Source organism: uncultured Victivallis sp., assembly GCF_944391105.1.
Taxonomy (GTDB): domain Bacteria; phylum Verrucomicrobiota; class Lentisphaeria; order Victivallales; family Victivallaceae; genus Victivallis.
Genome location: NZ_CALXSK010000032.1, coordinates 32,645 through 44,451 on the forward strand (window position 1 = coordinate 32,645; position 11,807 = coordinate 44,451).

The window sequence follows — 11,807 nt, forward strand, 5'->3', positions numbered from 1 at the left end:
GAGGAGTGCGGATGAGACGGTTTTTCACAATGGCAACGGCGGCTGTTCTGGTATCGCTGGCGGCGGGAGGATGTGCTTCCCGGGGAACGGATGAGGAGCTTACCTTTCCGGAGCCTGCACTGACGTTGACGATCCAGGAGGCCGGGAAAACATTCCCGATCAAGGTCGGGCAGTATGCGAAGATTTCCCTCAAGGAGAATCCGACGACCGGTTACTCCTGGTTTTTCCGAACCGATACCGGAAAGCGGGGGCCGCAGCCGAAAACCGGGCTGCCGATCGAGCTGGCCGGGGAACGGCTGCTCCCCGCCGGGAGCGGCCTGGTCGGCGCTCCGCAGACGCGGGAAGTGATGGTCAAAGCCGTCCGGCCGGGCACGATCTACCTCGTGGGCAACTGCATCCGGCCGTGGGAGAAGGGGGCGAAACCCGAAATTTCTGTGCGCTACGAATTCCGGGTGACGCGCTGAGCTGCATTAAAATCCCTGGTATTTGAACGGAACGCCGTCTGTGGTGATTCTGATGACTTCGACGTGCCCGTCGAGGAATCCGACATTATTGGACCCGTTGTGCCGGCCTTCGTTGGTTGACCAGGCGCGGTACGCGAAATTGCTGATCGAAGTTCCGAAGCAGTTGTAGTTGAATACCGCACCCTGACTTTTCCGGCCATCCGCAACGACGAGAGTCGTAGTGGGATATTTGGCTCGCGTCTCTTTTTCCAGATTTTCAACAAGTCCCCAGGTGTTGTAGGCATAACTGTAGTTTGCCAGCCGGTTCGGGGAGGATGGACAGTAAAAGACATTCGCTTCGCGCCGGATGATGTCATTCGTGCCGTCCCACTCCTTCCAGTTGCCGGAAACTCCGCAGTAGGGCGAAAGTACCTGGAAATAGTAGAGTCCGAGATTCATCCAGTCCTCCCAGGTGTCGTTCCCCCTGCTGTAAAAGACGCCGTTGTTGTCGGCAAGATACATGGTGTTGGCGTGCATGATCTGCTTGACGTTGCTCATGCAGCTGGATGCCCGGGCCCGCTCTCTGGCCTGATTCAGGGCGGGCAGGAGCATGGAGGCGAGAATCGCGATGATCGCGATTACGACGAGGAGCTCGATGAGGGTGAAATTGCGTTTCATATCCGGTTCCTTTCCGAATTTAAAGGTTCATGAGATCCACAATCGGGTCTCCTCCGGCTATCCCGACGAGAGTTCCCTGATCGCTGCTGACATAGAGTCGCGCGGGGACGGGACGCTCCATGGTGGTGTGTCCGGCTTTTTCCTCTTCCTCGGCCTGTTTGAGCCGGTCCGCCGTGATGAAGAGCGAGGCGGACAGTTCCTGGTCCGTCAGCTTCCGCGGGGAGCGGCCCGTGAGGCTGTTTGCGATGTTCACGAGCAGCTGGGCGTTGTCTCCGAGTTCGAGATTGAGCGGGCGGAGAAACCAGCCGTCGCCGATCCAGACGACCTTCCCCCTGCCGTACGGGAATGAGACGAGAAGCGGTTTCCCGGCGAGCGTGGAGTTCTCCGGGGCGCGGAGCAGCACTTTCGCCCCCTCCGGCATCCGGGTCAGGCAGGTCGCGGCGGAGCTCACAAAGCTCTCGACATGTTCCGTCATCGGATCTTCCGTAAAATCGCGGCAGATCACGCGGAGAAGGTCGGACGGAGGAGGTGCGTCGTCGCGGTTGTAGAGCACGCCGGAGCCGATGCCTCCCTCGGCAAGCCCCAGTCCTTCCAGCAGTTTTGGGTTTCGGCCGATGACGTGGTAATTCAGCGGAGCGTTGCCGCAGATCAGCAGCGACCCGCCTGCGCGGACGAAGTCGAGAATTTTCTGAGGTTCATTCAGCCGGAAGGAGCGATTCTGCAGAAGCAGCATGTCGACTCCTTCGAGGGAATCGCCGTTTCGAAGGAGCTTCACGTTGAAGGAGTTGTCGCAGAGCAGCCGGTACGCGGTCGGGGCGCTGCCGAAGAGTCCGTCGGTGACGCCGCCGCTGACCGGTGTCACGCCGATGGTCGGCTGACCGGGTTTCTCCGGGACGAGACGCCAGATTTCATTCAGCATCGCGAGACGGACCGGGGAAATTCCGGAGAGCGTAAGCGGTCGGATCTCTTCCGGTTCGATCAGCAGCACGACCGGGTCGAATTGCCGCAGTCGGACGGGCCACGGGGAGGCGAGATCCTGTGCGCTCCAGATCTCTTTGCCGGAGACGGAGGGAATCGTTCGTCCGGTCGACGCGTTGCGCACGCGGTAGCCGCCGGCGGGAAGGTGCGCGAGTTTTGCCGATGCCGCTCCGTCGGGATCGAGGTTCTGCAGGAATAAAATGTGCCGTCCTTCTTTGTCCCGGAAAAGGGCGGTTTCGACGTTTTCCGGCAGCGGATGTCCTGCAAGCGGGGCGAGATCGATCAGCGGCGCGACGCCGTTCCGGCGCAGAAGCTGTTCCGTGAGAGTTCGGGTGAATTCTCCCCGGAAGGTTCCGTTCAGCACGAAAACGCGCCCTTTGCCCAGACGGTTTTCGGTCAGGAGCGGAGAGTTGTCCTTGTAGCGCAGGAGCACTTCCGCTCCGCGCAGTTCGAGCCGCGCGCGAGTGGAGCCGTCAATCCGGCGGGCGTGGATTTTGTCGCGGCCGAGTTCCGGCAGATCGTATTCCGCGGGGGCGGTATCGCAGCCGAGGAACGCGACGCCGGTCAGGGCCGAGGCGTCGAGCGTTTCATGCGTTTCATCGTTGACGGAGAGGGAGCCGTATTCGGCGATCAGCGTGCCGCCCTGTTCCACGTACTTCTTCAGAGCATCGACCGCGGCGGGAGTCGAACGGAGATGTCCCGCAACGATGATGGCGCGGTAAGGGAGGCTGCCGTTGCGCAGATCCTGATCGCGCAGCACATCGACCATGCCGCTCCGGGTGAAGAGAGCCCCGGCGTACCAGGGCATCAGGTCGGTGGTCGCGGGACTCATGATCGTTTCAAGGTAATCCTTGTGCGTGATGCCGCGCAGCGTTTCGATCGGGTAGACCATCGCGACGGCGGCGGACTGCCGGGCGGCGGGGTCGAACACGATGTCGGCGAAGTTCTCGATTTCGGCCTTCGCGCCGGGGATGCTGCGGCTCGACGGCCGCAGAAAGTTGCTCTCGTAACAGAGCATGACTCCCGAGGTGCCGCGGATCGCCTGCGTCCAGAGAAAACTTCGCACGTGACGCTCTTCGACTTCGCGCTTGAAGTCCGGAACGAGCGGGGCGGTGTTGACCGAGACGAATCCGCGGATTCCTCCGTAGTAGGTGCCGTCGAGAAAATACCGGTTTTCGATCTTGACCGCAAGTACGTTTTCCGGTTCGATCGATTCGATGATGTCGAAGGTGAAATTCGCGTCGAATCCATCTACGGAACCGATTTTTTTTCCGTTCAGATAGAGGTCGGCCTTGTCGGCGAATCCCTGGCCGTTCAAGTAGAGCTTGCCTACCGTCGGTTTTGCGGCTTTGAATCCGGTGCGGTAGAGCCCGACCTGACAGAGGCGGTAACCGTCGTCGCCCCACATGGCCGGAACCGTGACCTTTCCCCAGGCGGAGTCGTCGAAGTTCTTCTTTTCCCAATCGGCGGGAAGGGAGCTGGTCGCGTCGAAGAATTTCCATTTCCGGTGCAGTCCGGCCAGATCGCTTTCGATGAGATCGTTCTTGTGCGCGCCGCGGACGCTTACGCCGAGCGGCGCCTCCGCATTGAAAATCGGTTTGTCCGGGGAGAAGCCGCGTACCGCGTCGCTGAAGAACATGCGTTTGAGCAGGTCGGAGAGGGAGTCGAAGCTGCGGAATCCTCCGGTTTCCGGATAGTTGAATCCCGCCTCGTGGGAGTAGAAGTCGGAAAAGTCGGTCAGCGTTTCCGGTTTGATGCCGATGCCGGTGTAGTCGAGCCAGAGATTCAAGTGGCTCTGAAGCGTGGAGTAAACCTTCGACCGGGGATCGAGAGAACGCATCTTCGGCATGAGACTCTTCACCGCCTCATAACTGCGTTCCTCCTGGAATTTTTCCCAGTCGATCAGCAGGTTCGGATAAGAACGACCCTCGCGGGCGGCGAGGGTTTCACGCGGGAGCGACTCGTTTTGGCCGTCGTCGGTCGTGTAACCGGGCGGGTTGACCTGATCGAACGAGGAAAACGAGGTGTTCCACGCCCGGTTGGCTTTTTCGATCGATCCGAACTTCTTCCGCATCGCTTCGCGGAACGCCTCGCGACTGATCCGGTGCGGATTGTTGTAGATCATTTCATTGAAGAGTTCATAGCAGAAGATCGGATACCTCCGGGTGTAGCGCATCCAGCTTTTGAACATTTCGATGTACATCGCTTCCCCCTGCGGATGGAAGGGGTCGTATGGGACGAAGTGTCCCGCCTTGTAGACCTCCCTGAACTCCGGCAGATTGCGGATCTGGCTCCATTGCGGGTGCGCCTTGTGTTCATGCCAGAAGCGGATGCCGTTGCCGAGAAAGCGGCGGATGATCGCCTCGTACCAGGGATTTTCGCTCCAGCTGATTTCCAATTTCCCGTTCGGAAGGCGCCTGGGAGCGTAGAGCGTGTAGATTTCATCCGCGTTGTAGATCATGACGTCGGCGGAAAACATCCGCATCATCCACGGGGGACCTTCCACGTCGAGCTGCCAGCCGCCGAGCAGAAAGGTGCGATGCCCGTCGCGGGTGAACGCATTGCCTGCGATGCCGACATCCTGCACGTCCGGGTAGCTCGAATCGTAGTTCACGCCGACAGCCGGATACGGCGTCGGTTTGATCGTGAAGTTGTCTGTGACGGGAGTCGCCGGCTTTTCGACCGGACTGAAATGGAGTTCCAGGTCGGAGAGTTCGAGTTGCCGGTTGGCTCCGAACCCGTTGAATCGCAGCTGAGTGACGGCGGAGGGGTCCAGCTTTCCATCAATCTTCTTCGCATTGCCGTACGGATAGTGTTTGAAGACGGAGACGGGCAGGTCGAACTTTTTCGGTTCTTCGGTGAGCGTTATGTACGTGAAATGAATTTCGTCGTCGGCTTCGATCAGCATGACCTCCTGCTGACCCGGAGATGTCCCTTTCGCGAGCCGGGCCGTGAACGTGATCCGGGCGAGTTCCCCGATGTTGTTCGGAATCGGCAGGGACGCATGGCCAGGCTTCATGAGGTCGACAAGGACGGTGCCGTTTTCGCCGAGTGGTTTGACGGTGACGTCGGATGCGGGCCAGCAGTGCCACTTGGCATGAGCAAGGTCGACTGTTTCGCGAATCGAGCCGTCGGCCGCTTTTTCGGTATAAACCAGTTCGAGGTCTGTGATTTCGTAATTGCGCCCGGCGGGCCAGCCGTTGAACCGGATCAGCGCAGCGGCGGCGGGGTTGAGTTTTCCATCTTCGATTTTCGCATTCCCATAGGTGTAGAGTTTGAGGGAGGAGAGCGGAAACGAATGGAGCTTCCATTCCGGTGTAAGTTCGATCAGGCGGAAGAAAAGTTCGCCGCCGTTTTCGGCGACCATGACCTCAAGCTGTTTGATCCGGTTTTCCGGCAACGCCCGGATGCGGAAGCGGAATTCGCTCAGGACGGCATCGTTTTTCCTGATCGGCAGCGCGAAGAATCCGGTGTTGTTGAGCTGATCGAACCGCAGAGAGCCGTCCGGCATGGCCTGAAGTCGCAACTTGCCCTGCGGCCAGATGTTCCAACGACTGGTCTGGGTGAGGTCGACACGTTCTTCGACTCCGGGCAGAAGGCGCGGCAGCAGCAGGAGGGCGGCAGTCGCCAGACAAATTGGGATTCTCATAGATGCTCCTTTTTCCGAATTATCCGTAAATGATACTTGAACGGCGGACCAGCAGCGTCGGCTGGATCGTCTGAATCACCTGCGGCTGCTGCGGGTTGTGGACTTTTCGCATCAGAATCTGCAATGCGGCGCGAAGCTGTTCGGCATGCGGCTGTCGGACCGACGTGACCGGCAGCGCCAGAGCCCGCGAGACCCAGTTGAATTCGTCGTACATGATGACTGCGACATCTTCCGGAATGCGCAGTTTTCGCTCCCGCAGGTAGTTTACGGTTTCCCATGTGGCCCAGTCGCCGTCGACGAGGAGCGAATCGAATCCGGACCGTTTCGGAAGCTCCTCCCGGATGATCCTCCTGGAAATTTTTTCGTCGTAAGGCACAATTTCAATGATGCGGTCCGGATCGGTCTCGATGCCGGCCCGTTCGAGCATTTCATTGAATCCGAGAATTTTGTTGCGGTTCATGTGCAGAGAGGTTTGACCGCAGAGGAAAAGCGGGTTGCGCCGTCCGGATTCGAGCAGATGCTCCATCGCGATTGCGGCTCCCGCGCGGTTGTCGACGGCGACGTAGGAGACGGAGGAGTCGCATTCGGGTTTTTCCAGGGCGACAAACGGCAATCCGGTCTGTTCCAGATCCGCACACTCCGCAGCCGACATCGGGAATCCGATGACGAAGCCCGCGTATTTCTCCAGTTCGAGCTCCCGCCAGGGAAACTCAAGGTGGGTGCGGACCTGGTGGATTTCCGGCAGAAACTCCATCTTCCCATCCTGAAACAGACCGACGAGCAACCGTCCGAAGTAAGGGTCGTCGTCACCGAATGCACCTTTCCCCTCCAGAAAAATGGCGACCCGGTAGCAGAGCTCCCGATTTTTTCCACCGCTCTCCCGGACATATGTGCCGGACCCGCGCACCCGCTCGATGAAATTCAGCTCCTCGAGTTTCCGCAGACTGCTGCGGACCGTCGCCCGGGAGCAGGCGTAATCCGCCGCAAGTTCCCGCTCGGTCGGAATCCGGGTCCCCGCCGGAAAGCGTCCGCCGCGGATCGCCTCCTGCAATTCCCGGAACAGGTGGTCGTTCTTGTTCTGGACGGCCGGCATTGCTTTGAGCATATTCGTTTCTCCTTTTGTTATATTATGACAAATTTATCCGGCAATGTCAAGACCAGATTGAAAGAAATGTGAATAAATTACGAACATTTTTGAACTAATTGCATACCAATTTTGATGCAGGAAAGGGGTTGCTGTACTTTTAAAATTACAATTGTAATTTGCATATCTTGTTTATTTTGATAATGTTGTGTTGTATTCGACAAAAAATATCCGCTTTTTTTGATAATGGAGCTTGTATTTTCTGATTACAAATGTAATTTTAATATTGGAATCGTCAACGCAGAGAGAAAAGGGAGGCGGTCATGCGAAAACAGACGGTTGCGGAGAAGGGGAGCCGGGGAGGAAAACGCAGGAGCTCCCGATGGCGGATGCTGTTTTTTCCGGCTTTGATCGGAGTTTCGGTGATGGCGGTGTTGATCTGGCTGCTGCTGCATGTGACGCCGGAGCCGCTGACGTCGGAGGAGATTCTGTCGAAGGAGGAGTGGAGCGAGCGGGAGTTGATTGACACGCTTGCGCGGGCATTTGCTCCGCAGAGCAATCGCGGTTCCCATCGGGAGGTGCTGGATCATCTGCGCCGCCAGTTGCGCAAATATCCGGAAGAACAGCAGAAGATGATCCGTATCCGGGCGCTGACCGGCGCGATGGGCGAGACGCTCCGGCAGATCCGGGCGATGCCGGACGACGAGCGTGACAAGATGTATGCCGCCATCCGGACCCAGGCCGAAAAGTGGCACCGCGAGGCGATGAGCGGCAAAGGGCGCGAAATGCTCGACACGATTCGGGCTTCGGAGGAGGGACAGGCGTTGAATGCCGAGGCGGCGCGCATCATCCACAGTGAACTCACGCCGGAGGAGCGGCGCAAATTCGCGCCGATCACGGAAATCTGGATTCGAACGCTGGAATTGTGAAGGGAGGCGTGAAAATGAAATCTCTTTTCGTCAGAAGACGCAACATCCGGCAAGCGGCGGACCGCCGCTGTCTGTCCGGGGACGCATGGTATCCGGCATCGGCACCCAGCCGGACGCAGGAGGGACGGGGCACGGCGGAAACGGTCTCGGCTTTTCGCGGCACGGCCGCGGTCGGAAAGAGCTTTACGCTCGTGGAATTGCTGGTGGTGATTGCGATCATCGCGATTCTGGCGGGACTGCTGATGCCCGCGTTGAACGGAGCGCGCAGCCGTGCGAAGCGGGCGAACTGCATCAGCAATCTGAAGCAGATCGGACTCGGACTGGAGTCGTACCTGGGGGACAATCGTTATATCATTCCCGCGTGCCGGATCATGCCGAAGAGTGCGGGGGAGGGGGAGGAGTTTCTGCCGGGAATCGTCGAGACGCTCAAACCCTATCTTGGGGGAAACGAGACGGTGTTCCGCTGTCCGGGAGACGGCGAGGAGCTGTTTGAGAAGGAGGGGAGCAGTTACGTCTGGGGACGCGAATGGGGAATCAACGGCAGACGGGCCGACGACCGTGAGCTGCGTCTGCTCGGTTACCGGATTCCGCTTCTGTACGACGGCGGGTCGTTTCACGGGCCGGAGGGGGAGACTTCGTCGCGCAACTACCTCTATCTTACGACGCGGATCAGTCTGGATGCGATGAAGGAGAAGGTGGAATGAGTGTGGAATGCTTTTGCCTCACCAAGCGTTACGGGCGGCGGCTGGCGCTGGATGACGTTTCTCTGGAGATCGGGGACGGAGGAGTGACTGGTCTCATCGGTCCGAATGGAGCTGGGAAGAGCACGCTCATCAAGATCATCACCGGGCTGGTGTGGCCGACGGAGGGATTCGTGCTGGTGGACGGGTTTGACGCGCACCGGGAGCATACGCAGGCGATGCGCCGGATCGGGGCGATCATCGAGTGGCCTGCGTTCATTCCGGATCTGACGGCGCGACAGAATCTCGATATTTTTTCCGGCGGGCACGGAGCGCGTTACCGTGCGAAGCGCGCGGAGATTCTGCGGTTCATGGAGCTGGATTCCGCTCTGGAGCGCAGGGTCGGAACCTTTTCGACCGGGATGCGGCAGCGGCTCGGGATCACGCTCGCATTGTTGCCGGAGTCGGAATTCATCATTCTGGACGAGCCGACCAACGGGCTCGATCCGGCCGGAATCGTCGAGATCCGGCAGATCATCCGGGAGTATAATCGGAAGTTCGGAGTGAGCGTGATGGTCAGCAGCCACCTTCTGTCGGAAGTCGAGCAGATCTGCGACCATCTGATTCTGATCGATGACGGCAAACTCAAGGCGTGGGGGGAGATCGGCGAACTGCTCGGCGATGACCGGCCGGAACTGATTCTAGAAGTCGATCGCCCCGCAGAAGCGGCGGAGCTGCTTCGCAAATGCGCGGAGTCGGGAGCTCTGCCGCTCGGGCCGGTGGAGACGGCGGACTCCGGACGGCTGCGGCTTGCTCTCGGGGAGGCTGCTCCCGGGGCGGTGAATCGTCTGCTGGTCGAAGCGGGATTCGAGGTCACGCATCTGGCGCGGGAGCGTCGGGGACTTGAGTCGTTTTTTCTGCGCCAGACGGAAGGGGAGGGCAGGTCATGTTCAGAATGATCGGGTATGAACTTGCCAAACTGCGGGTGCAGAAGAAGAATTTTGTCATGATCGCTTGCCATTTGTGTTTTCTGGCGCTCTGTTATCTGGCGTTCCGGTCGGCGCAGGGGAAATTCTTTCAGCGGTTCGACCGGACGATGAATTTTCATCTGGAGAATCTGAACGACTACCTTGACGGTCTCTTTTTTGCGCGGGTGGCGCTGGTTCCGACGTTCATCGTGCTCATGCCGATTCTGGTGGCGACGCTGGCCGGGGACACGGTGGCCGGGGAGATGCAGGACGGGAGTCTGAAGCTGTATGTTTCGCGCGCGCGGTCGCGCAGTGCGATTCTGCTGTCGAAATTTTTTGCGGTCTACATTGTAACGCTGCTGTTCTGCATCTGGTTTGCGGCGGTCAATCTGCTGATCGGGGTGGCGATCCTCGGGGTGTCGCCGACGCAGCTGGTGATGTTGACCGACCGGATGTTCGGGACGGATGTGGTGGTGATGGGGTGCGGCGGGGCGCTGCTGCGGTATTTCGCCTCGATGGTTTATTTTTCATTTTCGCTGACGGCGCTCGCGGCGATCACGCTTTTCTTTTCGACGGTGTTCAACCGGATGAGCGCGGCGACGGTGACGGTGATCTCACTGTATTTCGTCTCCTATGTGATCGCTGCGCTGCCGTTCAGCGATGCGATCCGGCCCTGGCTGCTGTCGGAAGTGATGAACAACGCGTTTCTGCTCTGGCTTTCGCCGCTGCCGTTGTTCAAGCTGCTGTTGAATTGTGCGACGCTGCTGCTCTACATGGCGGGATTTCTGCTGGCGGCGGTGCTGATGTTCAACTGGAAGGATTTGAAATAACAAGCCGAACTTGAAAAATTCCGGAAAAAGGTTAAAGTAATGACATCATGAAAAAGCTGAATATATCCGATGCGGAACTCGAACTGCTCAAGGAGTTGTGGGTCGAGTCGCCGTTGACTTCGCGGCAGCTGGTCGACCGGCTGCGGACCCGGACGCAGTGGGGAGAGCCGACGATCAAGACATTGCTGCTGCGGCTGCTGCGCAAAAAGGCGGTCCGCCGCCAGTCGCAGGGAAAATCGTTTCTCTACTCCGCCGCGATCGCGCGGGATGAATATCAGTACGCGGTCGGGCGGAACGTGATCGACCGGCTTTTCGATGGACTGGCCGGAAATTTCTTGACCTGCCTCGTGCGGAACGAGGCGTTCCGTCCCGGCGAACTCGAGGAGCTTCGGCGGTTGCTCGACGAAAAGGCGGCCGAACAGCAGACCACGACGGACGGAGAGACCCAACCGACGGAGTGAAACGAAGGTGAATACGCTTGAGCTCTGCTGGTGTGCGACCTTTCTGCGCGGTGCGTTCTCCGTGCTGCTGCTGCTCGGAGCGGAACGCCTTCTGCGCGGCAGGCTCGGGCCGGAGTGGCGCCGGGGGCTCTGGCTGCTCTGTCTGGTGCTGCTGGTGATTCCGCAGATGAATTTATCGATTCTTCCGGTGAAGCTCGATCTTTCCGGCGCGGCTTTTCCGGTGGTGCTGCGTTCCGGCGGCGCGGCGGCAGGGACGCGTTCCGGTGGAGTGGAGACGGAACTTCGGAAAAATTCCACTCCCCGGGCGGTATGGCGTTTTCTGGTTTTTCACCGTCGCAAATTCGAGGCGGCGGCGCTGGCGGGGCTGCCGCTCCCGGCGCTGCTGCTGTTGCTGATGCGCTATCTGCGCTGCCGCAGACGGGTGCGACGGCTTCCTCCGGTGACGGACCGCCGGGTGCTGGAAAGCTGGACGCGTCTTCTGGCCGGAGCCGGGGTGCTGCGGCGGCCGGTGATTCTGCTTGACTCTTCCGTGATCGGGCTTGGACCCACACTGTTCGGCTGCCTCCGCCGGAAGCTGCTGCTGCCGGTCGATCGGCTCAGTGAGTTGTCCGACCGGGAGTTGGAGCTTCTGCTGGAACATGAATATCAGCATTGCCGTTCCGGAGATGACCGGCTCAATCTGTTCGCTCTTGTGATCTGGGCGCTCTGCTGGTACAATCCGTTTCTGCTCATTGCGCGGCGGAAGGTTCGCAGCAACTGCGAAGTTGCTTGTGACCGCGCCCTGCTTATGCGTCATCCGGATTCGGTGCGGGAATACGGCGGGCTGCTGCTGAAATTCGCCTCTCCGACGCCGGAGCGGGCGTCCGTGGCGATCGGGCTTGTGGAGTCGCCGCGTGAACTTTCGCGACGCATTCGCAGTATGACCGCCACCGCCGCGCCCCGGAACAGCGGCTGGTTTTCGAATCGCAAAGCGGCGTTTCTGCTGGGAGGGTTGATCGTTTCCCCGCTGTTGCTGATTGCGGTCGACGTCCGGCAGACTGCCGCTGTGCCGCGCTCCGCCGCCGTGAAGCAGTCCGCTCCGAAGCAGCAGCTGCCGTATCTCCTGAT

10 protein-coding genes are annotated in these 11,807 nt (G+C 59.5%); 7 read left to right on the plus strand and 3 right to left on the minus strand.

Translation table 11 applies throughout. From position 1 onward, the window contains the following. The first annotated feature begins 11 nt into the window (after window positions 1-11). Complete coding sequence (locus Q0K10_RS10590) at window positions 12-464, plus strand: protease inhibitor I42 family protein (protein WP_294506757.1); 453 nt, start codon at window positions 12-14, stop codon at window positions 462-464. A gap of 6 nt (window positions 465-470) precedes the next feature. On the opposite strand, the gene Q0K10_RS10595 is transcribed toward Q0K10_RS10590, so the two are convergent. The 3 genes from Q0K10_RS10595 to Q0K10_RS10605 are packed head-to-tail and all read right to left on the minus strand — an operon-like array spanning window position 471 to window position 6,853. After that, window positions 471-1,121: a DUF1559 domain-containing protein gene (locus tag Q0K10_RS10595; protein ID WP_294506759.1), complete on the minus strand. Its 651-nt coding sequence runs from the start codon at window positions 1,119-1,121 to the stop codon at window positions 471-473. Between the two features lie 19 nt (window positions 1,122-1,140). Further along, window positions 1,141-5,748 (minus strand): beta-galactosidase trimerization domain-containing protein, encoded by a 4,608-nt coding sequence (locus Q0K10_RS10600; RefSeq protein WP_294506761.1) that lies wholly within the window; start codon window positions 5,746-5,748, stop codon window positions 1,141-1,143. A 19-nt stretch (window positions 5,749-5,767) separates the two neighbouring features. After that, window positions 5,768-6,853, minus strand: coding sequence for a GntR family transcriptional regulator (locus Q0K10_RS10605; protein WP_294506763.1), 1,086 nt, complete (start codon window positions 6,851-6,853; stop codon window positions 5,768-5,770). A gap of 302 nt (window positions 6,854-7,155) precedes the next feature. Here Q0K10_RS10605 and Q0K10_RS10610 point away from each other — a divergent pair, with 302 nt between their 5' ends. The 6 genes from Q0K10_RS10610 to Q0K10_RS10635 form a co-directional block, all read left to right on the plus strand. Continuing rightward, the gene (locus Q0K10_RS10610; RefSeq protein WP_294506766.1) at window positions 7,156-7,761 is read left to right on the plus strand and encodes a hypothetical protein; all 606 of its coding nucleotides are present in this window, start codon (window positions 7,156-7,158) and stop codon (window positions 7,759-7,761) included. A gap of 14 nt (window positions 7,762-7,775) precedes the next feature. Then, the gene (locus tag Q0K10_RS10615) at window positions 7,776-8,465 is read left to right on the plus strand and encodes a type II secretion system protein (RefSeq protein WP_294506768.1); all 690 of its coding nucleotides are present in this window, start codon (window positions 7,776-7,778) and stop codon (window positions 8,463-8,465) included. Then, window positions 8,462-9,400: an ABC transporter ATP-binding protein gene (locus Q0K10_RS10620; protein ID WP_294506770.1), complete on the plus strand. Its 939-nt coding sequence runs from the start codon at window positions 8,462-8,464 to the stop codon at window positions 9,398-9,400. The genes Q0K10_RS10615 and Q0K10_RS10620 overlap by 4 nt, the downstream gene beginning before the upstream one ends. Beyond that, window positions 9,388-10,239, plus strand: a complete 852-nt coding sequence (locus Q0K10_RS10625; protein WP_294506772.1) for an ABC transporter permease subunit — start codon at window positions 9,388-9,390, stop codon at window positions 10,237-10,239. Before Q0K10_RS10620 ends, Q0K10_RS10625 begins: the two co-directional genes overlap by 13 nt. 47 nt (window positions 10,240-10,286) lie before the next feature. After that, on the plus strand, window positions 10,287-10,700 hold the full coding sequence (locus Q0K10_RS10630) for a BlaI/MecI/CopY family transcriptional regulator (RefSeq protein WP_294506774.1): 414 nt from the start codon (window positions 10,287-10,289) through the stop codon (window positions 10,698-10,700). Window positions 10,701-10,707: 7 nt separating this feature from the next. Then, the coding region (locus tag Q0K10_RS10635; RefSeq protein WP_294506777.1) for a M56 family metallopeptidase at window positions 10,708-11,807 on the plus strand (1,100 nt) is incomplete at its 3' end.